Here is a 26,071-nt window from a genome sequence, read left to right as displayed (position 1 = left end):
ACCTGCGTCGCGCAGGTCGCGCACGCTTTAGCAGCATTTATTGGCAGCGCCCTGCAAGCTGGGCTTTCAAATCGGCGCTGTGAAACTGTGATTGATTCTTCTCCGCTTGCTGCCCTGCGTCAAGCACAGTGAGATGTGAAAAAAACCGGTACAGATGCCGTTCAGAAGCCCGGTGGCACAGGCATCGCCCGCCACTCGGCCGGGCTGTGCTCGCACTGCTGTGCCCAGGCATGACGGAACTCGCGGGCGCTGGCGTAGCCGCACTGTTCGGCAATCCGCTCGATCGGGAGCTGCGTGTCAGCCAGCAACTGGCGCGCCCGCGCCATGCGCAGACGAGTCAGGTAGCTTTTCGGCGAGATGCCGGCGTGTTCGGCGAACAGGCGCTGCAGCTGGCGCGGGCCGACGTGGGCCAGTGCCGCCAGCTCCGCGCTGCTCCAGCGCTCCTCGGGCCGTTCTGCCATGGCCTGCTGGGTGCGATGAACCCCGGGATGGAGGTGGTTGCGGTGTGCCAGCCAGGGAGAGAGTTGCGGGTCATTGCTGCCGCGCCTGAAATAGAGCACGGCCTGCCGGGCGACCTCGCAGGCGATGACCGGCCCGCAATCGCGCGCAACGATGTCCAGTGCCAGATCGATGCCCGAGCTGATGCCGGCGCTGCTCAGCACCGGCGCATCATGCACAAACAGCCGTTCGGCTTCGACCTGCGCCCGCGGAAAGCGGCGCGCCAGCGCGTCGGTCAGCGAGAAATGCGTCGTGCAGCGCCGCCCATCGAGCAGGCCGGCTGCGCCCAGGAAAAACGCGCCGGCGCAGACGCTGGCAAATTCGACAGGTGCATCGCGCAGCCCGGCCAGCCAGTGGACCAGCGCGACGTCATCCACCCGGTCTGCCTGGCTCTGGCAGCCGGGAATCAGCAGCAGTGAACCCTCTGCCGGTGAGACCGGCAGCGGCGCGAGCTGCGTGAACTGCAGTCCGACGCTGCTGGCGAGCTCCGTCTGCGCTGCGGCAAAGTGCAGCCGGTAATGCCCGCCACCAGCCAGCCGGAACACTTCCGCCGGCCCGGCCAGATCGAGCAGCAAGGTGCCGGCGGGCAAGACGAACCACACGTCGCGCGGCATCAGTGCTCCAGTGATTCAAGACACTCGGCCACGGTGCACACCCGGGCGAAGCGGCCGTCGAGTACCAGTTCGGTGCGTGCCCTGATCTCGGCCGCACTGAACTCGCGGCCGTCGGGATGGCGCATGGCAAAGGTCAGGGTGGCTTCGCTGACGAAATCGACGCGGTAACCCAGGTCGCTGGCCACTCGTGCGGTCGTTTCACAGCACTGCTCGGTGCGCATGCCGCTGATGATCAGGTGATCAACCCCCTGCCGGCGCAGCCACACGTCCAGCCCGCTGTCGGTGAGCGCGTTATGCACGTGCTTGACCACGCGATGGTCGTGTTCCTTGGGCAGCCAGTCCTGTGCGACGCACCGCCCGTTGGCCGGGTTGAAGAGCGAATCGCTTGCGAGGTTGTGGTGGAACACCTGCACCACCGGCACGCGACGGGCGCGGCAGCCCTGGATCAGCGCCGTTTGGGCGGCCTGATAGGCCGGCAGGTCATCTTCTGACCAGAAGGGCAGATGTTCGAACGATTGCTGGACGTCGATTACAAGCAATGCACTGGCCATGACGGTTTCCTTGTTGGGTTAAAGTACGACCAGTCTATTTGTGTCATGGCCTTTTAAAAATAACGGTTATGGACTTGATTAGGATAAAAGGCGACATTGTATTGCCGGGAGCTCACTGCCAGTTCACCAGTGAAATGCCGGCGCTGATGCCGCGATTTCTGAAGTTGTAGTTCTGCAGCGAATCGCCCCAGCCATCAAAGGCCTGGACATAGCCGTGCAGGCTGCCCGCCAGCGGGAATGCCCATTCGAATTGCCAGTACGAGCGGTTCGGCGTGGCGGACGCAAACTTCAGATTGTTGCGCCAGGTCAGCGAGAAGAGATGGTCGCGCCAGGGGTAGACCCAGAGCGTTTCCAGCCGCCCGCTGTAATCACTGATGTCGGGGTTGTCGTCGTCGGCTGCGTCTTCGGGCAGGCGCCACCAGGGTTTGACGATGACCGAGAGATCGCCCGACGTCAGCCCGAAACTGGCATAGGCCCGGTTCCATGAACGCGACAGCGGCAGCGTCTGGCCATTGGACTGATGCACGAGGCCAAGATTGATCATTCGCAGCTGCAGCCATTGCGGTCCCCACTGCACGGGAATGGTGGCCCAGACTTCCGGCTGGTAATCCGTTTCGCGGAAAGGCGACGAGTTTTCTGTGTCGTACACCTGCCAGTAGCTCTGCTGGGTATAGGCGGCCCACAGGTCGATATCCGACCCCAGGGCGTCTTCCCACAGTTTGGTTTTGAAAGAGAGCTGGAATTTGGCTTCGATATTCTTGTAGCTGTCTTCCGGGGCGCTGGCGCAATTGCGCGGATTGCTCGAGCAGGGCTGGCGATTCACATTCTGCCGCCACGAGACGGGCAGCAGATACACCGGCATGTGTGGCCTGATGTTGAAAATGCCTTTCTGATCAGAGGCATCAAGCTCCCAGCGCTGCGAAAACGCATCCCCCTGTTTGCCTAGGCCAGCCCCGGCGAGGATGGGCGCCTGTTCTTCCGGGGTGATCGCGGCAAGCGGTGTTTCCGTAGTCGCTGGCTGCGGCAGGATGGCGGTTGTATCAGGCTCGTTTTTCGCGAGCTTCGCCGTGCTGTCCTCGCGTGCCAGTGCGTCATAGCAGGCGAGCCGCTCGCCATTGTCGCGAATGCGCTGGCAAGTCGCCAGATCCGCCGCGTGCGCGCCGGCGCCAAACAGGCCGGCCAGTATCAGCATCTTTTTCATCATCCACCCCTGCAATCTGCACAGGCATCCATCATAGCGGTGCTGCGGGACCTGATTGCAACGCCGTGTGAATTCCTCATCCTGCTGCAACATTCACTGCAAATTTCCGGATTTGCACAGTTCGTCCTGATGCCGGCGGAGTTTCACCACCAGTGCAAAGCGCTGCGCTCCGCACCGTCGCTGCTGGCAATAAGCTGCAGGCTGAAGCTGGATTCCAGACGCTCAATCAGCGCCTTGCAATCCGCAATCCGTTCACAGGCTGCCAGGCGTGCATGTTGCAGCAGATTGGTAAGTGCGGCCTGCTCGTTGAGTGTCGCTGGAACGGGGAGTGTCTGCTGGCGCTGCCCGTCGATCTCGTAGGCGTCGCACCAGTTGATCGTAGCGCGATCCAGTGCATCGGCATGGCTGAGCAGCAGGCCGTCGACTGTGCCGGCGCAGGCCAGGGCGTAGTGCAGCAGTACTGCGTCGAAATGGCCGCGGCGAAAGCGGCCCTGCCAGCCGGTGTCGGCATTGTGTGGCTCGGCCAGTACGTCCAGCGCCGGGTCTTCGCTGGGCAGCGGCCCCGCGCCGTGACGGGTGAAGTAGCTGCGCAGCGCACCGTAATGCGCATGCGGTTCGTCGAGTCCGTAGTGCCGCGCGACTTGGGCGGCGGCCTGCGGGCCGGTGCTGCTCCAGGTAGTGTGCGGATGGAAGCCGTAGTGCTCATCCAGCAGCATGCCCTGCGCTCCCTCGAAAATGACGTGGCCGGGCCGCTGCAGTTGCCGGCTGATCTGCGCAGGGCTGGCGGGCGGGCTGATCGCGAGGAGTTCGCGCACCTGCCGCAGCCAGCGCCGGGGCAGGGCGATATCCAGCAGTGCGGCGAGTTCCGTGGCGAAGCGTTCGTCGCCGGCAAATTCGTCTTGCAGCAGCTCGCGCTGGCGCTGCAGTTTGGCCAGCGTTACGGTTGAGTCGAGCAGCTCGCCATAGCTCAGGCTGGCGTCCGGCTGGGTGAGCGACAATTCAACCGTGGCACCAAAGCCGATGCCGCAGCTGCCATGCGCCGCGGTGCCGCGGCGGAGTTCGCGCCAGCGCCCGGCGGCCTGCAGCCAGGGGGTAGTGACGCGGCAGGCCGCGTCGATGAGCAGGCGTGGCCACAGTGGCGGGCAGCCTTTTCCGGCCAGCAGCGCGGCTTCGTGCAGCATGCCGCCGGGATGCAGGACAAAGGGGGCGGCGAGCACGGTATGCACGCCGGGAAGGAAGCTGGCCGCAGCAAACTGCGCAAAGATGTGGCTGCGGCCGTCATCCAGCACCACGGTATGACCGGCCTGACCGCCACCGTTGTAGCGCACGACGGTGTGCGCGTCGAGCCGGGCTGCGAGCGCGTCGACAAAGCGCCCCTTGCCGCAATCGCCAAAGCCCAGCCCGAATACCGTCAGCAGCCGGGGCGTTACCGTCTCAGCCAAACAGTTTTTTCCACCACGAAGTGGGCTTGGCCGGTGCGCCGGGGCTGTCGTGCGCCTGTGCGGCATCCTGGTCGCCGGCGGCGAACAGCGAAGTGCTGCCTTCGACAGCACGGATGACTGCGCCAATGCGCTCGCCGGGCATGCCGCTGGCGGAAAGCGCCTGAGCAATGCGGTCGGCACCGCTGAGTACGCCTTCGTTCTGCGCGATCAGCGCGGCGGCGACGGCGCAGGTGTCCTGCGGGTCTTCCAGGCAGATCACATGGTCGCCCAGCAACTGCCGCCACGGTTTTTCGCAATTTTCGCGCCGGTTGAGCGCCGGAATCAGGAAGTACAGGTGGTAGCGCTCGGCGGCGGCGGCAATCACCTCGGCAATCGGCAGGTCTTCGTCGAGCTGGTCGCCGATCAGGCTGCCGACCTGATGCTTCGACACATAGGGGTAGGGCAGCTCGTCGCCGGTCAGAAACAGATAGCCCTTCTTGCCGCGCTGATTCCAGTGATCGTGGTCGGTGTGCTGGGCGGCAATATAGAAAGCCAGCTCGTAGCTCTCGTGGTTCTGGCCGCCGCCGCCGCCTTCGAGGTAGCTCCAGGTCAGCCACTGATCCATCAGCTCGGCGGTCGATTCGAACTGGCCGACCTGCAGTGGCGCATCGTCGCTGGTGGCATCACCAATCGCCATGAACAGCAGTTGCGGGTGCGCGATGCCGAAATCCTGCAGCAGTTTCATGAACCCCGGCAGTTCCTGCCGTGCAAGCAGATCGGGGATGTGACCCATCGAGCCGGTGACATCGAGTGCAAAGGCAATTGGCACCGAATCTGGATGGTCGGCACTGTCACGCGCTTCGCGCACTTTCAGCCCCTGCGGATTCATCAGTGCGTGGCACTGTGTCTGGGCGAAGACTTCATCACGCGACTGGTGTGCGCGGTCGGCGATCAGCGCGGAGTGCGCAGCGTGCGAGTAATTACCGTAACCCATGGCAAGTCCTTGTCAGAAGCGGGTTGGGGAAAAGGGAATGAAGCGCGGCGGACCAAATGCCTGTCGCGCCCGGTCTTTCAGCAAGGCATCCAGCGCGGGGGCCGTGGTGCTGCGGCACCATGCGTAGTCGCTGGCGCTGGCCAGCAAATCCGCCAGCGGTGCGGGCAGGTCGGCGCGCAAGGCGGGGGGCTCTGTGTCAGACGGATTGAGCAGCTGGCGAATGGTCCACGCGCTTTGCTGCAGATCGCGCGCTGCATCCGAAGGCTCGGCCGAGTGCAGATGGCGCCAGCCGATCAGCATCACGCCGTGGTCGCGCGGCTGCACCAGCCAGTGATCAGCGCTCAAGGCGCCGTGCGCCAGCCCGTTGTTGTGCAGATAGCCCAGAATGTCGAGCACGCGTCGCCAGATCCACACCGCATGCTCAGACCGGATGCCGGCGGGCTGATGACGCAGCACCGCCGCCATGCTGCCCCAGTAACCCGGTGGTACACGCCAGGCCAGCACGCGCCGGCCCTGATACTGCCCTTGTGCCACCAGTTGCGGGATGCGCCGGCTGTAATACGCGCTGCCGGGGCCATCGCGTGCGAGCAGGTTCTGCAGGTGCTGTGCTTCGGCGTCCAGTTGTGCCGCGCCGCTGGCATCGTGCGCAATCTTCAGCGTGATGCGCTCCGGGTAGGCCGTCAGGCGCTCGGCCTGCCAGATGCTGGCCGTTTCGCCCGATCCCAGCGGCGCAATCAGCCGGCACGGCGCGCCCTCGAGCACGAATTCGGGATTCAGCCGCGCATGCTCGGCTGCTTGCCTGCGCAGCGCTGCCTGAAAATGGCTGCGCTCGACCAGCGACGGATTGCGCGTGACCAGTACATGGCAATACGGGCAGGCCACGCGGCGCCAGGCCGCCTGCTGCGGCAGCGCACCACCACACTGCGGACAGACCAGTGCCAGAAAGTCGCTCATCTATTGCGGATCCTTCGAATCCAGCATCAGCGTTACCGGTCCATCGTTGACCAGGTGAACATGCATTTCCGCGCCAAACACGCCGGTCGGCACCGGTTTGCCCAGTTTGGCTGCGAGCTCCGCAACAAAGGCTTCGAACATTGGCTGCGAGATTTGGCCGGGAGCGGCTCGACCCCAGCTCGGGCGGTTGCCCTTTTTGTAGCTGCCAAAGAGGGTGAATTGCGACACGGCCAGAATCTGGCCGCCGGTATCCAGCACCGAGCGGTTCATTACGCCGGCCTCGTCTTCGAACACGCGCAAATTGCAGACCTTGCCGGCCATCCACGCCAGATCGGCCGCGGTATCGGCTTCTTCAATGCCGGCCAGCACCAGCAGGCCGGCGCCGATTTCGCCGCTGGTTTCGCCAGCGACCTCGACGCGCGCCGCGCTGACGCGTTGTAACAGTACTCGCATCCCGGTTCTTCCCTGCTTTCAGTCCAGTCCGGCATCCTAGCGGAAAGAAAGCTGCAGGTCAGCAAGCGGGGCGACGCAGGCTGGCGCCATTCATATATACATGACTATCTATTGCCTTGTAGCCTTTTAAAATGAATGGCTGTAGCAATATACTCATTGCCTTGCCGGGTTTTGCCTGCCTGCAAATCCCTCGTGTTCCCGCGTGGCTGTAACCGATTTTTCCGGCACTGGCATTGCCTGCGGGTTTTCTCTACTATCGGGGGGTCAGAAAAAGTATTTGCTTTTGAAAATTGTACTGAAATGAGGAATGCGGCAATGAAACGTGTAGGTCTCGTCGGCTGGCGCGGCATGGTGGGCTCGGTGCTCATGCAGCGCATGCAGGAAGAAAAGGATTTCGATGTCATCGACCCGGTGTTTTTCACCACCTCGCAAGCCGGTCAGGCCGCGCCGAATTTCGGCAAGGATGCCGGTACGCTGAAGGATGCCAAGTCGATTGCCGACCTGAAAGAAATGGACGTCATCATTTCCTGCCAGGGCGGTGACTACACGTCGGAGATCTACCCGCAACTGCGCGCAGCCGGCTGGGCTGGCTACTGGATCGATGCGGCTTCCACCATGCGCATGGACGACGACGCCGTGATCATCCTTGATCCGGTCAACCGCAACGTAATCGATGCGGCGCTTGCCAAGGGCATCAAGAATTACATCGGCGGCAACTGTACCAACTCCATCATGCTGATGGGCATGGGCGGGCTGTTCCGCGAAGGGCTGGTCGAGTGGGTTTCCTCGATGACCTACCAGGCCGCATCCGGCGGCGGTGCCAACCACATGCGCGAACTGCTGAAGGGCATGGGCGTGGTGCATGGCGCGGTCGCCGACGAGCTGGCAACCCCCGCTTCCGCCATTCTGGACATCGACCGCAAGGTGGCGAAAACCATCCGCGAAGACGTGCCGACCGAATTCTTCGGCGCACCGCTCGCCGGCGGCCTGATCCCGTGGATCGACAAGCAGCTCGACAACGGCCAGTCCAAGGAAGAATGGAAGGGCCAGGCCGAAGTGAACAAGATCCTCGGCACGGATGCCACCATTCCGGTTGATGGCCTGTGCGTGCGCATCGGCGCAATGCGCTGCCATTCGCTGGCACTGACCATCAAGCTGAAGAAAGACCTGCCGCTGGCGGAAATCGAAGCCATCATCAAGTCGGGCAACGACTGGGTGAAGTGGGTACCGAACGACCGCGAAATCACCGTGAAGGAACTGACCCCGGCGTCCATCACCGGTGGCCTGCAGATCGGTGTCGGCCGTGTACGCAAGCTGAACATGGGCGGCGACTACCTCTCCGCCTTCGTGATCGGCGACCAGCTGCTGTGGGGCGCGGCCGAACCGCTGCGCCGCATGCTGCGCATTCTGCTCGAAAAGCAGTAAGCCAGTCTTGCCAACAACAAAAAGGACGCCGCAGGCGTCCTTTTTGTTGTGTCCGGAAGGGGGGCTAAGCGCCGTGCGTGAGGCTGTCCATTGCTGTCCCCTGCTGCCGGCCCGTATCCATAGATGAAGGTTCGAGTAATGAACCTCCCCGGGACTTGGCACCAAACTGTAATATTCGCTTGTTATAGTCAAAGGCTTGTTACAAATCGGCGGCAAGGTGCAAAGTACCTGCCGTATAGCCTGACTTCATGAAAATCAATAATCTCCTGCTCAGCTTGATGCTTTGTGCCTCGCTGGCGCAGGCCGCCAGTGACGGCATGCTGCTCAATTTCGTCAATCTCGATCTTGAGCAGGCAGCAAAAGTGCTGGCCGAACTGACTCACCGCAACGTGGTGATCGACCCGAAAGCCAAGGGTACGCTGAATGTCATCTCTTCCCGCCCGCTTGACTCGGCCGAGGCCTACCAGCTGTTTCTGTCCGCCCTGCGCAGTCAGGGGCTGACCGCTCTGGATGACGGCGTTGTCCTGCGCATCGTGCCGGATGCCGATGCCAAGCAGCAGGCAGGGCCGGTGCTGCGTGATGGCAGAGCGGGCAAGGGCAACCGGGTCATTACCCAGCTGGTGCGTATCAATAACAATTCTGCGCCTCGTCTTGTCGAGGCCTTGCGTCCGTTTGTGAGTACGAGCGGGGCACTTGCTGCATCACCCGGCGACAATTCATTGATCATCACCGACTATGCCGACAATGTGGCCCGGCTTTCGAAAATGGTCGATGCGCTGGAAGCCCCGGAAAGCAACGAAATCTTCATGCTGAAAGCGCGGCATGCTTCTGCGGTGACTCTGGCCGGATTGATTGCCAAGGTAATGCCGGAAGTGGCTGTACAGGGCGCCAGCAGCACGCTGCCGCCCAATGATGGGGCTCGTCGTTCGGTGATCGTTCCGGATGCGGCAAGCAATACCCTGGTCATCAGGGCGATTTCGCTGGCACATGGCAAGGAAATCCGCCGTCTGGTAGATGCCCTGGATCAGCCAGAGGCCAGCAATAACTTCCGAGTTATCTACCTGAAAAATGCCGATGCTTCCCGTCTCGTGGAAACGCTGCGCGGCGTGATTGGTGCTCGCGTGACCAATCTCAGCAGCAGTGGTAGCACACCCGGCAAGGAAGGTGCACAGTCCGGCTCTGCCGGCGTGGCCATCTCGGGCCAGCTCGACGGCCTGCCGGTGTCGATCCAGGCCGATACCAGCAATAACGCACTGCTGATTTCTGCGCCGGAAGCGGTATTCCAGTCCCTGAAACTCGCGATCGAGGCGCTGGACGTGCGTCGGGCGCAGGTCTTTGTCGAGGCCATGATTGCCGAAATCAATACCGATCGCGCCGGCGAACTGGGCTTCCAGTGGCTGTTCGGCGGACTGGGCGATGTGTCCGCACTGGGTGCGATTGCCATGGGTACGGGGAAGAGCAATCTTGGCAATCTGCTGACTGCTGCCGCCAACAAGGATCCGTCCGGCATTCCCAACGGCATGACACTGGGCCTGTTCAACGGCGACCCGAACAACAAGAACAATCTCCCCTCGATCGGACTGATCGCCAGCGCGCTGGAGCAGGATGGCCTCGGCAATGTGCTGTCAGCGCCGACGCTGATGATGCTGGACAACGAAGAAGCCAAGATCCAGGTCGGCCAGAACATCCCCATCATTACCGGTTCGCAGCCTTCAACCGGCTCGAATCCCAACCCCTTTATCACCGTCGAGCGCAAGGATGTCGGCGTGATGCTCAAGGTGCGCCCGCAGGTGTCTGAAGGCGGCACGATCACGCTGAACATCGAGCAGGAAGTCTCGGCCATCGATCCTACCGTGCAGACCGGCAATGCCGGCATCGCCACGCGCAAGCGCGAGGTGAGAACCCGCGTGCTGGTGCAGGATGGGCAGATGGTGACGCTGGGTGGCCTGCTGGAAGAAAAAATCGTCAATACGCAATCCAAGGTGCCCTTTCTGGGCGACATTCCCGGTGGTGGCTTTCTGTTCCGCAACGAGCAGCGCGGCTACAGTCGCACCAATCTGGTGGTATTCCTGCGGCCCATGGTGGTGCGTGACAGCCTGACGGCCAGCACCATCACCAATCAGCGCTACCAGCAGCTGCGCACGCAGCAGGGCGAGTATTCCGACAAGATTCGCGGTCGTTCGGCGCTGCCGGATGTACCCGCTGTGCAATTGCCTGTCACGCCGGGCGTGCCGCAATGAAGTGGTTCAGTGCGGCCAGCCCGCGTATGCTGATTCTGCTGCTGCTGGCGGCGCTCATGCTGGTGCTGGCGCTGCGCGAGCAGCGCGAAGCTGTCGAGCGCGATGCCCGGCTTGCAGCCGGCGAGCTGGCCGAGGTGCGCATGTGGCTGGCCGCTCCTCCTGCGCCGGCAACGCTGCCGGTTGGTGAGTTGCCCGGCAATCTGTCCGGCGCAACGTTGACGGAAGTCAATGGCCGCTGGCGCCTGCAGGCGTCCAGCGCTGCCGCCAGCACCGTTAGCGCCGTGCTGGCCCGGACGCGCCCGGCGCGCGTGACGCTGACGCGCAGCGGGCCGGGGCTGGTCGATGTGGACATGGAGCTGCTGCGATGAGTGTGGTCCTGGATGGGGCGCAACTGCGCTGGCAGCCGGCCGGCGATTACCTCCTGGTCACGGCCTGCGAAGGGTTTGATCCGCGCGAACTCGATGTGCTGGCGGCGCGCCACGGTTTGCCGGTGCGGCTGCAGGCTGTGCTGCCGGCCGCCGAGTTTGCCGCGCTCGCGCATAGCGTGGACGCGGCGCTGCCGGAACTGGCCGGTCTGCCCGACAATCCGGACGAGGAAGGCCAGGCCGCGCTGGACGATAATTCGCCGATGGCGCGCTATGTGGCCGACCTGCTGGCACGCGCCAGCGCCGAGCGCGCCTCGGATGTGCACGTCGAGCCCTATGAAAGCGGCACCGTCATCCGCCTGCGCGTGGATGGCCAGCTGCGCGAGCTGGCCACTTTGCGGCGCAGTGCGCATGCGGGCTTGCTCTCAAGGCTGAAGATCATGGCCGAGCTTGACATCGCCGAACGCCGCCTGCCGCAGGATGGCCGCATCCTGCTGCGCGAAAGCCGCCTGAATCTGGATATCCGTCTCTCCACGCTGCCGACGGCGCATGGCGAGCGTGCGGTGATGCGCCTGCTTGACCCTGCGCAGGAGCGGCGCGGGCTCGATGCCGTAGGCATCCCCGCCGACATTCTGACGGCACTGGCGCAGGCGCTGGATCGCCCGCATGGCCTCCTGCTGGTTACCGGCCCGACCGGATCGGGCAAGACCACCACACTGTACGCCGCACTGGCGGGGCTGGATGTGGGGGCACGGAACATCATGACCGTCGAAGATCCGGTCGAATACGACCTGCCCGGCATTGCGCAGACCGCCGTCATGCCGCGCATCGACATGAGCTTTGCCCGCGCCCTGCGCGCCATCCTGCGCCAGGACCCCGACGTGGTGATGATCGGCGAAATCCGCGACCGCGAAACGGCACAAATCGCCGTGCAGGCCTCGCTGACCGGCCATCTGGTGCTGGCCACGCTGCACACCAATACCGCCGTGGGCGCGATCTCGCGCCTGCTCGACATGGGCGTCGAGCCCTTCCTGCTGGCGTCCTCGCTCACCGGCGTGCTGGCGCAGCGCCTCGTGCGCCGCAACTGTCCGGCCTGCGCCGCGCCCGATCCGCTGTTTGCCGGCGGTCAGCGCGGGCGCGGTTGCCCGGAATGCCGCCAGACCGGCTATCGCGGCCGCGTCGGCGTGTATGAGTGGCTGGGGCTGGATGCGGGTTTGCGCCGCATGATCCATGACGGCCGCAGCGACGATGACATGCTGGCCCATGCCCGCCAGCAGTTGCAGATGCGCACGCTGGCCGAGCAGGCGGCCGTACTGGTCGCCCAGGGCGTGACCGCGCGCGAGGAAGTGCTGCGCGTGACCGGCATGCAGGAGGACTGATGCTGCACATCCTTGCCCATGATGGCGTCTTGCGCTGGGCGCGCCTGCTGGATGAAATCGTGGTCGCCGATGGCATCGCCAGCGACTGGGCCGCGCTGCCACCCGACAGCGAGCGCGTGCTGCACCAGCCCATGCTTGTACTGCCGCTGGCGCTGCCACCGCACAAGCCGGCCCAGCGCGCGACGCTACTGAATAACGCCCTGCTGGCGCAGGGCATCACGGCCGTGCCGCTGGGCGTGGTCGAAGCGGCGGGCAGGCATTGTGTCTGCCTGCCCGCGCCGGGTTTTGGCATCGACGCGCCCGCCGCCCTGCCATCTACCGATGTCCCACCTGCCGATCTGCCACGCGTGCCGCTGGGAGCGACCCTGCTGGCCGGCGAGGCATGCCGGGTCGGTGCGCAGCTCATCCTGTGCCGCGCGCCGGGCGAGTGGGGTGTCGTGCAGGCTGCGGACGACTTGCCATTGCCGCCGGCCTATCAGTCGCAGGATTGGGCCGCCACACTGGCCCGCCCGCACTGGCATGACTGGCTCTTGCCTGCCAGCTCAGCGGCCTCGCACCGTACGCCACGCCAGCCCTTTCCCTGGCGCGTGCTGGCGCTGTGGTGCCTGCTGCTGTGCGCTGCGCTCGCCGTGCTGGAGGGCTGTGCCTGGCTGCGCGCCAGTCTTGCTGCCCGTGAGGCGCGAGCAACGGCGATGGCGCTGGTGCAGGCACGCCAGCCGGGAGTAACGGTCAGCGATCCGGTGCTGCAACTGCGCGCGAAGCAGGGCTGGTTGCCTGAAGGTATGGCGCTGCTGGCCAAACTGAATCAAGGGCTGCCAGCCAATACCCAGATTGAAAAGCTGGAGGCAGGTACGGATCGCCTGATTCTGCAGCTTGCCGCGCCGCTGGCGCCGGCCGATGAGCAGACGCTGCGACAAACGCTGGGTGAACCTTACCAGTCCAGCCCCTTGCGCTGGGAATGGCGGGCGGCACGATGAAACGCCTGCTGTTCTGGAGTCTGGCAGGCGTGTCGAGCCTCTTGCTGCTGATCCCGCCACTGTGGTTGTACGCGCTGCCCGAGGTTCAGGCCGATGGCCTGAGCGGTTCGCACTGGCAGGGGCGTGCCAGCGCGCTGGGTGTCGGCGGCGTGCGCCTGCTGCAGGATGTGCACTGGCGCTGGGATGCCGCCGGCCTGCTGCGGGGCGAACTGCGCTGGCAGCTGGAAGCGGCGGGTGGAAATCGTGCTCTGCTGGTACTGGATCACAGTGGAGTGCGCGTACGTGATGCCCGCCTGCAACTGCCGCTGGCCCCGCTGGCCAGCCAGCAGCAATTGCTGAACGATCTGCGTCTTGACGGCGAGCTGCTGGCAGGGGTTGACGACTGGCGGCCCGGCCAGCCACTGGGCCTGCGTTTGCAGGGCTTGCAGATCGTGCGCAATGGCGCGCCGTTGTCGCTGGGTGCCTGCACGGTGCAGTTGCAGGGCGACCGCTGGACGGTCAGCGCCGTACCCGGCTCGCCGCTGGCGCTGAGCGGTACGGGACAGGGCCGCAAGGGGAGTCTCAGCCTGCAGGCCGCGTCGCCGGCCGGCACGGCCCTCCTGCAGGGTATGGGCTACGCCTCGGGGGTAATGACGTGGAGCCTTTGAAGAAATTGGGTTCGATGCTGGATGGGTTAAGGGGTATGTTGCCGGTCGCTCGCAGCAGCGGCTGGTGGCGCGTGGACGCGCTGGATGCCCAGGGGCAGGAAGTCCGGCTGAAGCTGGTTGCCAGCGATGCAGAACAGGCGCGCGCGGCTGCCGTGCGCCAGGGGCTGTGGGTGACGCGGCTGACCCCCGCACGCGGTGATGGCACGCTCATTGCACGCAGTCCGGCGCGGCTTGGCCAGCGGCAGGTGACGCGCTATGTGCGCCAGCTGGCCTCGCTCCTGCAATCGGGCCTCACCGTCGAGCAGGCGCTGGTGGTGCTGGCCGATGACGACGAGGATGCGCAGACCCGGCAGCAGGCGGCTGCGATGCGCGAGGCCATTCGTGGCGGTGCCACGTTGGCGCAGGCCTTTGCGGGGCATGCCCACGGCCAGCCCGGCGGCGCGCGCTTTCCCGCGCTGTGCCGCGCGGTGATCCACGCCGGCGAGCTGTCCGGCCGGCTGCCGCAGGTGATGGACAAGCTGGCCGAGCATTTCGAGGCGCGTGGCGCAACGGAAAGCAAGGTGCTGGCCGCGCTGGTCTACCCGGCCGTCGTGGCGGTCGTGTCCTTGCTGATCGTTTCCGGCCTCATGCTCTGGGTGGTGCCGCAGATGGTGGGGGTGTTTGCCCAGCGTGGCGTGCTGCCGCTGCCAACGCGCATTCTGATGGCGGTCAGTGGCGGGCTGCGTGACTGGGGCGTACCGCTGCTGGCGGGCAGCCTGCTGGCCGGCATACTGGCTGGTACCAGCGTGCGCCGCTCGCGCGAGCTGGCGCTGCGCTGGTCGGGCGCGCTCCTGCGCCTGCCGCTGTTCGGGCGTCTGCTGCGCCTTTCCGATACCGCACGTTTTGCCAGCACGCTCGCCATTCTCACTCGCAGCGGCGTGGGTATTCTTACCGCACTGGAGGCTGCCGGTGACGTGATTGCCAACCGCTATCTGCAGGCCGGCATCCGCAAGGTGACGCAGGACGTGCAGGGGGGCGTGCTGCTGTCGCGCGCACTGGCTGCCAGCTGCCTCTTCCCTGCAGTGCTGATCCACATGGTGCGCAGTGGCGAGGCAACCGGCGAGCTGCCGGCGATGCTGGAGCGTTCCAGCCAGCAGATGAACCGCGAACTGGAAGAGCGTGTGAACGTGCTGACCAGTCTGCTGGGACCTGCACTGGTGCTGGTGATGGGATTGCTGGTGCTGTTCATCGTGCTGGCCATCCTGATGCCGGTGTTCGAGATCAACGAAATGGTGCGCTGATGCGATTAAGTCGGCCAGGTGATGTTTCAAGCCGCAGGAGCAAGCCTGCTCGCGATCAACAGGGTTGCACGCGCAAACTCGCCGCAGCGCAATCCGAAGCCTGCAAGGGTGGTGTGGGCAGTCGCGGTTTCACCCTGCTGGAATTGCTGGTGGTGCTGCTGATCCTCGCGCTGCTGGTGTCGATTGTTGCGCCACGCCTGATTGACAAGCCCGACCAGGCACGCGTGCAGGCCGCTCGCGCCGACATGCAGACCATCGTGCAGGCCTTGCGGCTTTACAAACTCGACAATGGCGCCTATCCCAGTGCCGCGCAGGGGCTGGAAGCACTGGTGAAAAAACCGGAAGCCGCGCCGCAGCCGCCCAACTGGAAGCCCGGTGGCTATCTCGAGCGCATGCCGCGTGATCCCTGGGGGCAGCCCTATGTCTATCTGAATCCCGGCCTCATGGGCGAAATCGACATCATGACTCTGGGCAGTGACGGCCGGCGTGGCGGCGAGGGGCATGCGGCTGATCTGGGCAGCTGGGAGGAGTGAGCATGCGCACGAGTACGCGACGGGATGGCATGCGCAAGCATGTCTGCGGCATGACACTGCTGGAAGTCTTGGTGGTCATGGCCATCATTGCCATTCTTGGCAGTCTGCTTGCTCCCCGCCTGCTGCCTTCGCCGGCGCAACAGCTGGCTGAGGAAAGCCGGCGACTGGAACTGCTGCTGCGGCAGGCGCGCATTGAATCGATCCAGAGCGCGCAGGTGATTGCTGTCAGCTTTGCCGGCCAGCAATACCGATTCTGGCGCTGGCAGGGGCCGGACTGGGCGCTGATTGAAGGAGAGACCCTGCGTCCGCGCCGCCTCCCCGAAGGCATGCGTCTGGAAGGTCTGCTGCTGGAAGGTCGCGCGGGGCTGGAGGGCGAGAAGATCATTTACCGCCCGCAGGGCATTACGCCACGTTTTTGCATCAGCCTGCGGCATGAGGCAGGCAGCCGTCGCCAGCTCTGTGGCACCCGGCTGGGAGGTGTTGATGTGCGTGAAGGCTGAACGCGGCTTCACCCTGCTGGAGGTACTGGTGGCGCTCGCCATCATCGCCATTGCCTTTGCTGCCGGCAGCAAGGCGGTGCTGGCAGGCATCGACGGTGCGGCAAACTTGCGCATGCGTACCGTCGCCCTGTGGGTGGCGGAAAACCGCCTGGCCGAGCTGACCGTTGCTGCGGTCTTGCCCGAGGTGGGCAGCAGCAGTGGCACGGTGCGGCAGGGGGACATCGAACTGGTCTGGGAGCAGGACGTCAGCGCTACGCCCAATTACAGTTTTCGCCGCGTCGATTTGCGCGTGCACGTTCCGGGTAGCGACTATGCGCTGGCCCGGCTGACCGGGTATGTATCCAATGTCCCGCGCTGACTTCCGGCATCACTTGGCGCTGCCTTGTGCCGGCTTCACGCTGCTGGAATTGCTGGTCGGGCTGGCCGTGATGGCGGTGTTGTCGACGCTGGCCTTTAGCGGGCTGAATCGCATCCAGAGCCATCTGGCCGCGACCGAGGCCGAGGTCGAAAACTGGCAGCGTCTCAATGCCGCGATGGAGCTGTTCGCGGATGGCCTGCGCCACGCCGACCGGGTCAGTGGCGACGCAAGCCAGGTGGCGATCGAGCGCGGCCCCGAGCGACTGGAGCATGGGGTGGCGCAGGGTTACTGGCGGGTGCGTGATGCCAGCGAGGTGGAGATGCTGGCTCCGGCGCGTGACTGGCAACTGGCCTATCTGGACGCCCGCCAGCAGTGGCAGGGGGAGTGGCACGAGGCGTCGGCTCCGCTGGCTGTGCGCTATCAGGTTTCCGTTCCCGGCCGCTATCCGGATAGCCCGCCACGCAGTTACGAGCGATGGGTGGTACTGCGATGAGGTCGCAGCGTGGACTGGCGATTGTTGTCGCAATGGTGATTGCCGCGCTGATTGCCACCGGCGTGTCCTGGCTCATGTGGCGGCAATCGCTGTGGCTGCGGCAGATCGGCAACCAGCAGGATCTGGCCATGACGCGCAGTATTGCGCGCTCCGCACTGGACCTCGCGCGTCTTACCCTGCGCGATGATGCCGCCCGCAGCCAGATTGATGACCGCAGCGAAATCTGGACTCTGCCTTCGCCGGCAATCAATGTCGACAGCGCCCGGGCACGCGGCCAGATCAGCGATGAACAGGGGCGCTTGAATCTGTCGATGCTGCTGGATGAGTCGGGGGGGATACGTCTGGAGCGCAAGCAGATATTGAGCGAAATCTGCACACGTCTTGGCGTATCTTGCCGGCTTGACGTGCTGCTGCCCTTGTTGCCGGGGAGGCGGCCCTCTCCCTTGCGTCTGCCTGGTCTCCTGGCCGAAGCCGGCATCAGCAGTGCCGACATTCAGCGCCTGCGCCCTGTGCTGACATGGCTGCCCGAAGACAGCCCCGTCAATATCAATTTCGCGCAGCCGGAGTTGCTGGCGGTCGTGCAGCCGGGCTTGTCCGCCAGTACCGCACAGGGCTGGCTGACCAGTCTGCGCCGCTTCGAAACGCTGGCGGATTTCCAGCTGGCCTGTGCCTGTGCCGAGCCAGCCCGCTGGCCTCTGGGTGTGAGTTCGCGCTATGTGGTAGCCCGTATCGACGTGGAGCTCGGGCAGATACGCCTCAGCGAAAACTACCTGCTTGATCGTGCCAGGCCGGTGCCTGCCATTCTTGACCAATTCCCGACCGAGAGTAGTCTGCCATGATGTTGTTGCCCCGAATCCACCGCATTCTGCCGCGCCTGCCAGCGCTTGACTGGGGGCGCTGGCTTAACCGCCTGGGGGCTTTCCTGCTGCTCTTGCTGGCAGTGAAGCTGATCTGGTTCTGGGCGCTTGCCGCCCAGGGCGGCCAGTTGCGTGCTCCGCAACCGCTACGCAGCATCAGCATCCGCCACAGCTGGTTTGGTGCCGCACAGGCTGACGCGGCAAGCGGTGTGGACGAGGCGCAAGCTGTGGCGAGCGCAATCGGCGGACTGGAGCTGCGTGCGCTGGTAGCAGGACCGCAGCCGTTTGCATTGGCACTGCGCGATGGCAAGGCCATCGTTCTGCGGCCGGGCGACAACGAGGGCATCATCGTGCAGGCGATCGAACGGGACCGTCTGATCCTCGAAGGCGGGCAGGAGTTGCCCTTGCGGGCTGGCCTGGTGCCGAGTGCGGCAACAGAGGCCCCGCGCGCGTCGGAGCCGGCTCCGGCAGCGTCGGCCGCCGCAGGGAAGCTGCCGATGCTGCCCGCTCACACGGTTTCGCGCAGTGACTTGCTGGCAACCATCGGGGATATCAATCTCAGCGACTGGAGTTCCTGGCTCACCGAGGCCAATCCCGGCCTGCGGTTGCAGAAGGCCAATCGCTTGCTGGGCGATCTTGGACTGCAGCCTGGAGACATCATTGAAACGATCAATGAGCAGCCGCTGCGGCAGCGGCAGGACATATCGCTGCTGATCCAGTCCGTGACCAATTCGGCGCAAACGCGCTTGCAATTGCGGCGTGGCGGACAGAAATACGGCCTGCTGATTCAGGGGAACTGAGATGCGGGAAGAAGTAATTGCTAGGGTATATTGCTGCAGCCTTTTATGAATAAGCTGTGCAGCAATATACATATGATTTATTAAATACTTGGCCAGCGAATTGCGCTTCAGTCGAGCAGGTCCTCGTAGGCAATGGTGCGATAGCCTTGCAGGGTCTGCCAGGGGAGTGTTCCTGGTGCCGTTCCCGGCTCGATCGTGATGCGATTGCTGAACGTGCCATTGCTGTTGCCGGTTTCAATGCTGCGCGGCAACTCGAGCCGGCTGTCCCACAGCACCAGCGTATAGCGTTGTGGGTTGCGCAGTTCATACCAGCGGCTGTTGGCCGGCGCCGCCCTGTCCAGTGCCTTCATCTTTTTCAGATCATTGCGATCCAGCAGGTAGTAGGCATGCTCCCAGGAACCGTCAAAGCCCATCATGCCGTATTCGGTCGGGCGTGGCTCGATGATGGTCTTGTCCTCGCTGCGAACATAACGCAGGCGCAAGGTGCCCTTCGCATCGCGATCGATCAACTTCCCGTCCAGTGCAAAATTCAGATTGTGCTTGTGGCCGTGATCATCCTCGGCATGGTTGTGTTGCGGCGCGCCCTTGGGTATGAGGCGCTGGGTCCAGACCGCCTGATCGCTGCGGATCAGCTTTTCCTGGAAGCGGGTTTGCTTGAGTACGCCATCCGACGTCAGGGTTTTGCTTTCATAGGTGAGGGTGGCAGACAGCGGCGGCGCCGCAAGCAGCGGGAATGGCAATGCGGAAAGGATAACGAACAGTGTTTTTTTCATGGACTGGCTCAATGATGAAAAGGCGCAGCCCGGAGGCTGCGCCAGAATGGATTACTGCTTGAGGCAGATGACCGTGCCTGGCAATCAGAAACCGAAGGCAGACTTCACCAGACCAAAGACCTTGGTGTTGTCGATGGTGCCCTTGAAGGTCTTGGCTGCGGAGCCTGCACCGGCGGCAAACAGCTTCACATCGCCACCGCCATGGGTTTCGGACGAGAGCTTGACGGCTGTTTCCTGCAGATAGTCGTCATGCAGCACCTGCGTCTTGTCGGCTGCGCCTTCGACTAGGTTGGTGCGTGTGGCAGGGCGGTTCGGGCCGTTGCCAAACACCAGGGTGGTGTAGTTCTTGCCATCCTTGTCCTTCATTTCGGTGCCATCCTTGTAGTTCTTCACGGTACCGAGAATGTTGCTGCCGCGCTTGCCATATCCGTTGAAAGTCATGGTGTGGTCGTGATCGGCAGTGACAACGATCAGCGTATTGGCCAGCCCCGGGTCGCGCTTCTGCATTTCATCCAGCGCGGCCTTGATGGCATCGTCGAAGGCAATCGTGTCATCCAGTACGCGCTTGGCATTGGTGCCGTGCAGCGCATGGTCGATACGGCCGCCTTCGACCATTAGGAAGAAGCCATTCTTGTTCTGGCCAAGTACGTCGATGGCCTTCAGCGTCATGTCCTTCAAGCTGGGTTCATCGATCTTGTTCTTCACGCGATCCAGTTCGTAGTTCAGGTGGCTGCTGTTGAAAAGACCGAAGAGCTTGGCGGTCTTCTTGGCGTCGATCGCATTCAGCTCGCTGCCTGTCCCGGCAAAGGCGTAACCCTTGGTTTTCATTTCGGCGATCAGGTCGCGGCCATCGGTGCGGTCACCGCCGGCAGCCTTGGGCTTGAAGTAGCGCGTACCGCCACCCAGCAGCACATCCAGGCCATCGCCCAGTTTGGCGTTGTAGCCTGCGCCACCGGGAACAGCCTGTGCCGCGATGGTATTTTCGGCATCGCGATGGCAGACATGGGCATAGGTCGCAGCCGGAGTGGCATGTGTAACTGTTGTCGTGGTGACCGCGCCGACGGCCTTGCCCTTGCTCTTGGCGATTTCCAGAATGGTGTCGACCGGCTTGCCATTATCGGCCGGGCAGGTGGCATCCTTGCCATTCAGGTAGGCCTTGCCGCTGGCATCGGCAGCCTTGGTGTCCGGCGACATCGAGATGACTTCATTGTTCATCTTCACGCCGGTCATGTAGGCGGCCATCGAGGGGGCCGAGTCGGTCGTCTGGGCATCATTGGAGTAGGTCTTGACGCGGGCAGTGCGCGCCTTGCCGTCGAGGACTTCCAGATTCAGGAAGCCTTCTTCCTTGTACTTGTAGATGCGGGCTGCGGTGACAGTAGTCGGGCCCATGCCATCGCCGAGGAAGAAAATCACGTTCTTGGCTTCACCGGCTGCCTGGGCGCCTTGACTCAGGGCCAGCAGGCAGGCAGTTGCCATCAGGGTCTTTTTCATTGTCTTTATCCTTTTAAACCGGTCAGAAGCCGCTTGCCTGGCGAATCAGGCCAAATACCTTGGTGTTGTCGATGGTGCCGGCGAACAGGTCGGCATTCCTGCCGATCGCGCCAAGGAACACATCGGTACCCCCGTGGGTTTCACTGCCGACACCAACCGGAATGGCTGCTTCCTGGTGATAGGTATTGGCAAATACGGCATCGTCGCTCAGGGCGGCTACGCTCTTGCGGTCGCCGGCAACGCGGTTTTCGCCGTTGCCGAAGCCGATGATGGTGTAGGGCATGCCGTCGCTGTCCTTGGCGATCTGGCCGTCGGTGTAATTGCGCAGCAGGCCCAGCACGCCAGGCTTGCCGGCTTGCGACTTGCCGGTGCGCGCCGCATAGCCGTTCAGTACCAGGGTATGGTCATGGTCGGCGGTAACGACGATCAGCGTGTTTTTCAGATCAGGATCGGTCTTCTTGACTTCCGCAATTGCTGCCTTGATGGCACTGTCGAAAGCCACCGAATCCTGCAGTGCTTTCTTCGCGGTGGTTTCGTGCAGGGCATGATCGATGCGGCCGCCTTCAACCATCAGGAAAAAGCCCTTCGGATTTTGCTGCAGGGCTTGAATGGCCTTGGTTGTCATGTCGGCAAGGCTGGGTTCCTTGGCGGCATCACGGTCAAGGTCATAGCTCATGTGGCTGGCAGTAAAGAGACCGACCATCTTGCCCGGCTTGGCCGGATCAAGCTTGTCGAAGGCAGCCTTGTCGGCCGCGTAGCTGTAACCCTTGGCTTGCAGTTCTGCGATCAGGTCACGCCCGTCGGCACGCTTGCCACCTGCGGTTTTCGGCTGGAAGAACTGGCGGCCACCGCCAAACAGCACATCGACGCCATCCCCCAGCGCCGTGTTGAAGCCCGCACCACCCGGAACGAACTGGGCGGCGATGTCGTTTTCAGCGTCGCGATGACAGATGTGGGCGTAAGTCGCAGCCGGGGTGGCATGGGTCACGCGCGTGCTGGTAACAACGCCCGTACCATAGCCGCCAGCCTTGGCGATTTCCAGCAGGGTTTGTACCGGCTTGCCATTGCTGCTGCCACAGTTCGATGTCAGATCGGCTGTCGGCTCTTTGGCAACAGTATCCTGGCTCATCGAGATGACTTCGTTGTTCATCTTCACGCCAGTCATGTAGGCCGCCATTGACGGTGCAGAGTCGGTGACTTGCGCGTCATTGGAAAATGTTTTCACGAACGCGGTTTCCGGCAGTGTATCGATGGTCAGTTCGCCATCTTCGCCCACTGCGTAAATCCGCGCTGCGGTCAGTGTTGTCATTCCCATGCCGTCGCCAAGGAAGAAGATGACGTTCTTCTTGGCGGTAGGTGCCGGGGTGGGGGTGGGCGTTGGACCCTGATTGTTTGAGCTTGAGCCACCGCAACCGGACAGAGCGGTAGCAATCAATGTTGCTACGATGAGGCGTTTCATTGAAATCTCCCTGTTTAGAGGAAGCCGACGATACGCCTCGATTCTTACGGATTTTTGGCTGCTTTATGACAATATCGTGATTTATTCAACCGTCACACTTTTGGCCAGGTTCCGTGGCTTGTCGACATCGGTGCCCTTGCGGCAGGCGGTGTGATAAGCCAGCAACTGCAGCGGCAGCGTCATCAGGATGGCTGCCAGGTCGCCACTGCCGGGGATTTCCAGTACGCGGTGGGCGAAAGGCGCCAGTGCGGCCGCACCGGGTTCGCCGATCAGGTAAATCTGTCCGCCGCGTGCTTCGACTTCGCGCAGATTGCTCAGGACCTTTTCGGTCAGCCGGTCGTTGCGCATGCAGACGATCACCGGCATGGTTTCGTCGACGAGTGCCAGTGGTCCGTGCTTGAGTTCACCGGCGGCGTAGCCTTCGGCATGGATGTAGGCGATTTCCTTGAGTTTGAGTGCGCCTTCCAGCGCAATCGGGAACAACTGGTGGCGGCCGAGGAAGAGGGCGTGTGCGGCATGGCTGAGTTCGTGTGCCCACTGGCTGATTTCGTTCTCCAGCGCCAGCGTGTCGCTGCACCATTGCGGCAGGCGCGTGAGGGCATGCTGGTAGTGCTGCAGCGTTTCACGGCTGATGCGCTGCTGCTGTTGTGCAAAGGTGGCGGCCAGCGTGAAGAGCACGGCCAGTTGCGTGATGAAGGCCTTGGTCGAGGCAACGCCGATTTCGATGCCGGCATAGGTCAGTGCCACCATGTCGGCTTCGCGGGTCAGCGAGGAGTGCGGCACATTGCAGATCGCCAGCACGCTGACATTGCCGCGCTCGCGCGCGGAACGGACGGCGGCGAGCAGGTCGGCGGTTTCACCGGACTGCGAAATGGCGACGATCAGCGTGTGGTCCGGTTCGCGCGCCTGGCGGTAGCGGTATTCGCTGGCGATATCGACGCTCACCGCCAGATCGCTCATTTCTTCGATCCAGTATTGCGCGACGAGGCCGGCATGGTAGCTCGAGCCGCAGGCGAGAATGCGCACATGGCGCAGCTGGCTGAAAATGGCTTCGGCCTGCGGGCCGAACAGCGCGGGCTGGAAGCCGAGTTGCAGTGCACGTTCCAGCGTGCTGGCCAGCGCAGCCGGCTGCTCGGCGATTTCCTTCTGCATGTAGTGGCGATAATGGCCAAGGTCGGTGGATTCCGGGCTGATGTCGAGCGTGCGGCATGGCCGCTCCACCGGCTGGCCGGCGGCGTCGTAGATCTGTGCCCTGTCCTGCGTGATGACCGCCAGATCGCCTTCTTCCAGATGCGTGATGCGCTGGGTAAAGGGCAGTAGTGCGGCGATGTCGGAGGCGAAGAAAAATTCGTGAAAACCGCTGCCGAGCACCAGCGGGCTGCCCTTGCGCACGCAGATCAGCGTGTCGGGTGCGGTAGTGCTGGCAATGCCCAGTGCGTAGGCGCCTTCCAGCTGCGCGACGCTTGCCTGCACGGCGGCCAGCAGGTTCTGGCTGCGCTGCAGTTCGGCGTGGATCAGGTGGGCGACGACTTCGGTGTCGGTTTCCGAGGTGAAGGTGTAGCCGGCCGTCATCAGCCGGGCCTTCAGTTGGGCATGGTTTTCGATGATGCCGTTATGGACGACCAGAATGGTGTCGCCGCCCAGATGCGGGTGCGCATTAGCCTCGCTGGGTTCACCGTGCGTGGCCCAGCGGGTGTGCGCGATGCCGATGGGGGCGCTGGCATCTGCGCTGGCGCGGGCCAGTTCGCTCACGCGGCCCTTGACGCGGATGCGCTGCAGCTGTCCGCCGGCCAAAAGCCCAAGGCCGCTGGAATCGTAGCCGCGATACTCCAGCAGTTCCAGCCCCGCCAGCAGCATCGGGACCACATTGCGATTGGAAAGAGCGCCAACAATGCCGCACATGATCGGTTTCTCCAGGGTGGATTTATAGTGCCCTGTTTATACGTTGCTTCATGTTGCAGTGCGATAACTGCAACACCTTAGAACGCTGGAAAAATGATGCGCGGCGCCGCTCGACGGACGGCGATGGCAAGCACCGCAGTGCTTTCTAGAGTGAAATATCAAAGAGCAGGAGCGCATCATGGCTTTGCAGCTACTGGCAATGGGAGTGGTCGGCATCCGCCTGTATGACCGCATACTGACCGCGCCAGCCCGTTTGCCTGACGAATTGTCGGATCACATCGTCGCCGAAATTCACGACTACCTGCGTGTGGCCACGCTGCCGGAAAAGGAGGTGCTCTTCCTGCTGGCCCGCGATGTGCATGACATGCTGAACCGTTATTTCCTCACTGTGGACGACCCGGCGGTGCGGCGCCAGATTGCCGGCATCCTCGGTGAAATGGCTGCGCGTGCCCGGCGGCTATCCAGGCACGGTGCCATCTGATTTGCGGCGACAGGCATGCTGGTTGAACCGGACGCTGGCCTGCCTTTCCCCGGAAGCCGCGTTGCTGTCACAAGGATAGATGCGGCACCATACTGCTGATTCCGTTATGCTTGCAGCACGTGTATTCATGGTGCTGCGTGATGCGAATCAAAACTTCCGAACTCATCAATCCGGCGCTTGGCCTCCTGGGCATTCTGCTGCTGTTTGCCATGGCCTGGCAGGTGATGCGCCCGTTCCTGGGGGCCATCATCTGGGCCGCCATTCTGGTGCTGGTAACCTGGCAACCTTATCTGCATGTGCGGCGCTGGTGTGGTGGCCGCAGCCTGATCGCCGCCTTGCTGATGCTTCTGCTGATGACCTGCCTGCTGCTGGTGCCGCTGATCGTGGGCGGCAGCCAGTTTGTCGAGCAGGCCGGTGCAACGGTCGTGCGGGTGCGCGATGCCTTTTCGCATGGCTGGCCGGAATTGCCCGGCTGGCTGGTCAAGCTGCCTTTTGTCGGCAGCCAGATCAGTAAATACTGGGCGTTGCTTGGCTCCGGTGATCCGGAACTGCTGGCCAAGGTGCGCGAGTACGTGTCGCCGGTCGCGTCTTTCCTGCTCGGCCTGCTGGGAACGCTGGGGCGGGGGGTGCTGGAGCTGGGGCTGAGTCTCCTGATTGCGCTGGTGCTGTATCTGGAAGGCGAAACGCTGCTGTGCTGGCTGAGGGCGCTGATGACCAAGCTCGCCGGGCGGCGCGGCAACGAGCTGCTGCATATTGCCGGCTCGTCGATCCGTGGCGTGGTGAACGGCTTTGTCGGTACCGCACTGGTGCAGGGCGCACTCGCCTATGTCGGCTACCTGATTGCCGGTGTTCCCAATGCGGCGACCTTCGGCTTTGCCAGCTGCTTCCTTTCTGTCCTGCCTGGCGGACCATCGCTGCTGGGCCTGCCGGTCGCGGCATGGCTTTATCATGGCGGTTCGCCGGGCTGGGCCATTTTTGTGGCGGTCTGGATGGTCGGTATTGTCGGCAGTGCGGACAACGTCGTGAAACCCCTGCTGATCGGCAAGAACAGCGATCTGCCCTTTGCCCTGATCATGTTCGGCGTGCTCGGCGGCGCCGCTTCGATGGGCATTCTGGGGGTGTTCCTCGGACCAACCCTGCTGGCCGTCTGCTACGCCATTGCGAAAGGGTGGCTCTTCGATGCCATTCCGAACACGCCGCAGCTGCAGGCTCCGCCGGCATCCTCCGGCAGCGGTGACGAGGACGCTGCGCGCTGAACTGCATCAGGCAGCCTGCCCAGACAAAAGCCCCGGCAATCCGGGGCTTTTGTCTGGATGGGGGGGGGCTCCTGCCGCCCGGATGCGGAAGCGTTTGACCTGCTCTTCCGGCCGATTCCCCACACACCTGACCGAACGTGCTGCGCAGGCCGTTTCCTGTGCGGTGGCC

The 26,071-nt window shown here is 63.4% G+C and carries 26 protein-coding genes; 15 read left to right on the top strand and 11 right to left on the bottom strand.

Annotated elements, in window-relative coordinates; translation table 11 throughout:
- Nucleotides 1-161 precede the first annotated feature (161 nt).
- From H559_RS19445 to dtd, 7 genes are all read right to left on the bottom strand, one after another.
- Nucleotides 162-1,112 carry a GlxA family transcriptional regulator gene (locus H559_RS19445; RefSeq protein ID WP_034640171.1) on the bottom strand — a complete coding sequence of 317 codons (951 nt, stop codon included), beginning with the start codon at nucleotides 1,110-1,112 and terminating at the stop codon, nucleotides 162-164.
- Entirely contained in the window at nucleotides 1,112-1,663 is a 552-nt protein-coding gene (locus H559_RS0107740; RefSeq protein WP_028452234.1) for an isochorismatase family protein, read from the bottom strand. The genes H559_RS19445 and H559_RS0107740 overlap by 1 nt, the downstream gene beginning before the upstream one ends.
- Before the next feature lie 112 nt (nucleotides 1,664-1,775).
- Nucleotides 1,776-2,864, bottom strand: a complete 1,089-nt coding sequence (locus H559_RS19440) for a phospholipase A (RefSeq protein ID WP_162143307.1) — start codon at nucleotides 2,862-2,864, stop codon at nucleotides 1,776-1,778.
- A gap of 143 nt (nucleotides 2,865-3,007) precedes the next feature.
- A complete protein-coding gene (locus H559_RS19435; RefSeq protein WP_051279084.1) occupies nucleotides 3,008-4,306 on the bottom strand; it encodes an adenylosuccinate synthetase in 1,299 nt (432 codons plus the stop codon).
- Nucleotides 4,299-5,279 carry a hypothetical protein gene (locus tag H559_RS0107725; RefSeq protein WP_028452233.1) on the bottom strand — a complete coding sequence of 327 codons (981 nt, stop codon included), beginning with the start codon at nucleotides 5,277-5,279 and terminating at the stop codon, nucleotides 4,299-4,301. Before H559_RS0107725 ends, H559_RS19435 begins: the two co-directional genes overlap by 8 nt.
- Before the next feature lie 12 nt (nucleotides 5,280-5,291).
- A complete protein-coding gene (locus H559_RS0107720; RefSeq protein ID WP_028452232.1) occupies nucleotides 5,292-6,233 on the bottom strand; it encodes a serine/threonine-protein kinase in 942 nt (313 codons plus the stop codon).
- On the bottom strand, nucleotides 6,234-6,686 hold the full coding sequence (gene dtd / locus H559_RS0107715) for a D-aminoacyl-tRNA deacylase (protein WP_028452231.1): 453 nt from the start codon (nucleotides 6,684-6,686) through the stop codon (nucleotides 6,234-6,236). It lies immediately after the preceding gene.
- A 315-nt stretch (nucleotides 6,687-7,001) separates the two neighbouring features.
- On the opposite strand from dtd, the gene asd reads away from it, so the two are divergent.
- From asd to H559_RS0107650, 13 genes are all read left to right on the top strand, one after another.
- Nucleotides 7,002-8,111 carry an aspartate-semialdehyde dehydrogenase gene (gene asd, locus H559_RS0107710; protein WP_028452230.1) on the top strand — a complete coding sequence of 370 codons (1,110 nt, stop codon included), beginning with the start codon at nucleotides 7,002-7,004 and terminating at the stop codon, nucleotides 8,109-8,111.
- 248 nt (nucleotides 8,112-8,359) lie between these two features.
- Nucleotides 8,360-10,351 (top strand): type II secretion system secretin GspD, encoded by a 1,992-nt coding sequence (gene gspD, locus H559_RS19430; protein WP_051279082.1) that lies wholly within the window; start codon nucleotides 8,360-8,362, stop codon nucleotides 10,349-10,351.
- Nucleotides 10,348-10,719, top strand: coding sequence for a hypothetical protein (locus H559_RS0107700; RefSeq protein WP_028452229.1), 372 nt, complete (start codon nucleotides 10,348-10,350; stop codon nucleotides 10,717-10,719). The genes gspD and H559_RS0107700 overlap by 4 nt, the downstream gene beginning before the upstream one ends.
- Nucleotides 10,716-12,095, top strand: coding sequence for a GspE/PulE family protein (locus tag H559_RS0107695; protein WP_155845333.1), 1,380 nt, complete (start codon nucleotides 10,716-10,718; stop codon nucleotides 12,093-12,095). The genes H559_RS0107700 and H559_RS0107695 overlap by 4 nt, the downstream gene beginning before the upstream one ends.
- Nucleotides 12,095-13,072, top strand: a complete 978-nt coding sequence (locus H559_RS0107690) for a hypothetical protein (RefSeq protein WP_028452227.1) — start codon at nucleotides 12,095-12,097, stop codon at nucleotides 13,070-13,072. The genes H559_RS0107695 and H559_RS0107690 overlap by 1 nt, the downstream gene beginning before the upstream one ends.
- On the top strand, nucleotides 13,069-13,719 hold the full coding sequence (gspN, locus tag H559_RS0107685; RefSeq protein ID WP_162143306.1) for a type II secretion system protein N: 651 nt from the start codon (nucleotides 13,069-13,071) through the stop codon (nucleotides 13,717-13,719). Before H559_RS0107690 ends, gspN begins: the two co-directional genes overlap by 4 nt.
- A 35-nt stretch (nucleotides 13,720-13,754) precedes the next feature.
- Entirely contained in the window at nucleotides 13,755-14,999 is a 1,245-nt protein-coding gene (locus H559_RS0107680) for a type II secretion system F family protein (RefSeq protein WP_028452225.1), read from the top strand.
- On the top strand, nucleotides 14,999-15,532 hold the full coding sequence (gene gspG, locus H559_RS0107675; protein ID WP_081412931.1) for a type II secretion system major pseudopilin GspG: 534 nt from the start codon (nucleotides 14,999-15,001) through the stop codon (nucleotides 15,530-15,532). Before H559_RS0107680 ends, gspG begins: the two co-directional genes overlap by 1 nt.
- Before the next feature lie 2 nt (nucleotides 15,533-15,534).
- Nucleotides 15,535-16,032 (top strand): GspH/FimT family pseudopilin, encoded by a 498-nt coding sequence (locus H559_RS21595; protein ID WP_051279080.1) that lies wholly within the window; start codon nucleotides 15,535-15,537, stop codon nucleotides 16,030-16,032.
- Nucleotides 16,016-16,390 carry a type II secretion system minor pseudopilin GspI gene (gspI, locus tag H559_RS0107665; protein ID WP_028452223.1) on the top strand — a complete coding sequence of 125 codons (375 nt, stop codon included), beginning with the start codon at nucleotides 16,016-16,018 and terminating at the stop codon, nucleotides 16,388-16,390. The genes H559_RS21595 and gspI overlap by 17 nt, the downstream gene beginning before the upstream one ends.
- On the top strand, nucleotides 16,377-16,883 hold the full coding sequence (locus H559_RS0107660; RefSeq protein ID WP_028452222.1) for a PulJ/GspJ family protein: 507 nt from the start codon (nucleotides 16,377-16,379) through the stop codon (nucleotides 16,881-16,883). Before gspI ends, H559_RS0107660 begins: the two co-directional genes overlap by 14 nt.
- The gene (locus tag H559_RS0107655; RefSeq protein ID WP_028452221.1) at nucleotides 16,880-17,722 is read left to right on the top strand and encodes a type II secretion system minor pseudopilin; all 843 of its coding nucleotides are present in this window, start codon (nucleotides 16,880-16,882) and stop codon (nucleotides 17,720-17,722) included. The genes H559_RS0107660 and H559_RS0107655 overlap by 4 nt, the downstream gene beginning before the upstream one ends.
- Entirely contained in the window at nucleotides 17,719-18,540 is an 822-nt protein-coding gene (locus H559_RS0107650; RefSeq protein WP_028452220.1) for a hypothetical protein, read from the top strand. The genes H559_RS0107655 and H559_RS0107650 overlap by 4 nt, the downstream gene beginning before the upstream one ends.
- A gap of 107 nt (nucleotides 18,541-18,647) precedes the next feature.
- Here H559_RS0107650 and H559_RS0107645 read toward each other — a convergent pair whose 3' ends face one another.
- The 4 genes from H559_RS0107645 to glmS all read right to left on the bottom strand — a co-directional run bounded on the left by H559_RS0107645 (nucleotide 18,648) and on the right by glmS (nucleotide 24,165).
- Nucleotides 18,648-19,313: a hypothetical protein gene (locus H559_RS0107645; RefSeq protein WP_028452219.1), complete on the bottom strand. Its 666-nt coding sequence runs from the start codon at nucleotides 19,311-19,313 to the stop codon at nucleotides 18,648-18,650.
- An 84-nt stretch (nucleotides 19,314-19,397) separates the two neighbouring features.
- Nucleotides 19,398-20,804, bottom strand: coding sequence for an alkaline phosphatase (locus tag H559_RS0107640; protein WP_028452218.1), 1,407 nt, complete (start codon nucleotides 20,802-20,804; stop codon nucleotides 19,398-19,400).
- A 22-nt stretch (nucleotides 20,805-20,826) separates the two neighbouring features.
- A complete protein-coding gene (locus H559_RS0107635; protein WP_028452217.1) occupies nucleotides 20,827-22,263 on the bottom strand; it encodes an alkaline phosphatase in 1,437 nt (478 codons plus the stop codon).
- Between the two features lie 81 nt (nucleotides 22,264-22,344).
- The gene (gene glmS, locus H559_RS0107630) at nucleotides 22,345-24,165 is read right to left on the bottom strand and encodes a glutamine--fructose-6-phosphate transaminase (isomerizing) (protein ID WP_028452216.1); all 1,821 of its coding nucleotides are present in this window, start codon (nucleotides 24,163-24,165) and stop codon (nucleotides 22,345-22,347) included.
- Nucleotides 24,166-24,343: 178 nt separating this feature from the next.
- Between glmS and H559_RS0107625 the strand changes: the two genes are divergently transcribed.
- A complete protein-coding gene (locus H559_RS0107625; protein ID WP_028452215.1) occupies nucleotides 24,344-24,646 on the top strand; it encodes a hypothetical protein in 303 nt (100 codons plus the stop codon).
- A gap of 140 nt (nucleotides 24,647-24,786) precedes the next feature.
- A complete protein-coding gene (locus H559_RS19420) occupies nucleotides 24,787-25,902 on the top strand; it encodes an AI-2E family transporter (protein WP_051279078.1) in 1,116 nt (371 codons plus the stop codon).
- Nucleotides 25,903-26,071 lie beyond the last annotated feature (169 nt).

The organism is Chitinilyticum aquatile DSM 21506 (genome assembly GCF_000430805.1).
In the GTDB taxonomy this organism is placed as follows: Bacteria; Pseudomonadota; Gammaproteobacteria; order Burkholderiales; family Chitinibacteraceae; genus Chitinilyticum; species Chitinilyticum aquatile.
This window is presented reverse-complemented; position numbering and strand designations above follow the sequence as displayed.

Coding starts and splice junctions, on each gene's coding strand:
- H559_RS0107625 (WP_028452215.1), top strand. CDS start 24,344: ATGGCTTTGCAGCTACTGGCAATGGGAGTGGTCGGCATCCGCCTGTAT.
- asd (WP_028452230.1), top strand. CDS start 7,002: ATGAAACGTGTAGGTCTCGTCGGCTGGCGCGGCATGGTGGGCTCGGTG.
- H559_RS19445 (WP_034640171.1), bottom strand. CDS start 1,112: ATGCCGCGCGACGTGTGGTTCGTCTTGCCCGCCGGCACCTTGCTGCTC.
- H559_RS0107700 (WP_028452229.1), top strand. CDS start 10,348: ATGAAGTGGTTCAGTGCGGCCAGCCCGCGTATGCTGATTCTGCTGCTG.
- gspI (WP_028452223.1), top strand. CDS start 16,016: ATGTGCGTGAAGGCTGAACGCGGCTTCACCCTGCTGGAGGTACTGGTG.
- dtd (WP_028452231.1), bottom strand. CDS start 6,686: ATGCGAGTACTGTTACAACGCGTCAGCGCGGCGCGCGTCGAGGTCGCT.
- H559_RS0107660 (WP_028452222.1), top strand. CDS start 16,377: ATGTCCCGCGCTGACTTCCGGCATCACTTGGCGCTGCCTTGTGCCGGC.
- H559_RS0107655 (WP_028452221.1), top strand. CDS start 16,880: ATGAGGTCGCAGCGTGGACTGGCGATTGTTGTCGCAATGGTGATTGCC.
- H559_RS19420 (WP_051279078.1), top strand. CDS start 24,787: ATGCGAATCAAAACTTCCGAACTCATCAATCCGGCGCTTGGCCTCCTG.
- H559_RS0107645 (WP_028452219.1), bottom strand. CDS start 19,313: ATGAAAAAAACACTGTTCGTTATCCTTTCCGCATTGCCATTCCCGCTG.
- H559_RS0107650 (WP_028452220.1), top strand. CDS start 17,719: ATGATGTTGTTGCCCCGAATCCACCGCATTCTGCCGCGCCTGCCAGCG.
- gspD (WP_051279082.1), top strand. CDS start 8,360: ATGAAAATCAATAATCTCCTGCTCAGCTTGATGCTTTGTGCCTCGCTG.
- gspG (WP_081412931.1), top strand. CDS start 14,999: ATGCGATTAAGTCGGCCAGGTGATGTTTCAAGCCGCAGGAGCAAGCCT.
- H559_RS0107720 (WP_028452232.1), bottom strand. CDS start 6,233: ATGAGCGACTTTCTGGCACTGGTCTGTCCGCAGTGTGGTGGTGCGCTG.
- H559_RS0107680 (WP_028452225.1), top strand. CDS start 13,755: ATGTTGCCGGTCGCTCGCAGCAGCGGCTGGTGGCGCGTGGACGCGCTG.
- H559_RS0107690 (WP_028452227.1), top strand. CDS start 12,095: ATGCTGCACATCCTTGCCCATGATGGCGTCTTGCGCTGGGCGCGCCTG.
- H559_RS21595 (WP_051279080.1), top strand. CDS start 15,535: ATGCGCACGAGTACGCGACGGGATGGCATGCGCAAGCATGTCTGCGGC.
- glmS (WP_028452216.1), bottom strand. CDS start 24,165: ATGTGCGGCATTGTTGGCGCTCTTTCCAATCGCAATGTGGTCCCGATG.
- H559_RS0107695 (WP_155845333.1), top strand. CDS start 10,716: ATGAGTGTGGTCCTGGATGGGGCGCAACTGCGCTGGCAGCCGGCCGGC.
- H559_RS0107635 (WP_028452217.1), bottom strand. CDS start 22,263: ATGAAACGCCTCATCGTAGCAACATTGATTGCTACCGCTCTGTCCGGT.
- H559_RS0107740 (WP_028452234.1), bottom strand. CDS start 1,663: ATGGCCAGTGCATTGCTTGTAATCGACGTCCAGCAATCGTTCGAACAT.
- H559_RS19440 (WP_162143307.1), bottom strand. CDS start 2,864: ATGAAAAAGATGCTGATACTGGCCGGCCTGTTTGGCGCCGGCGCGCAC.
- H559_RS0107725 (WP_028452233.1), bottom strand. CDS start 5,279: ATGGGTTACGGTAATTACTCGCACGCTGCGCACTCCGCGCTGATCGCC.
- gspN (WP_162143306.1), top strand. CDS start 13,069: ATGAAACGCCTGCTGTTCTGGAGTCTGGCAGGCGTGTCGAGCCTCTTG.
- H559_RS0107640 (WP_028452218.1), bottom strand. CDS start 20,804: ATGAAAAAGACCCTGATGGCAACTGCCTGCCTGCTGGCCCTGAGTCAA.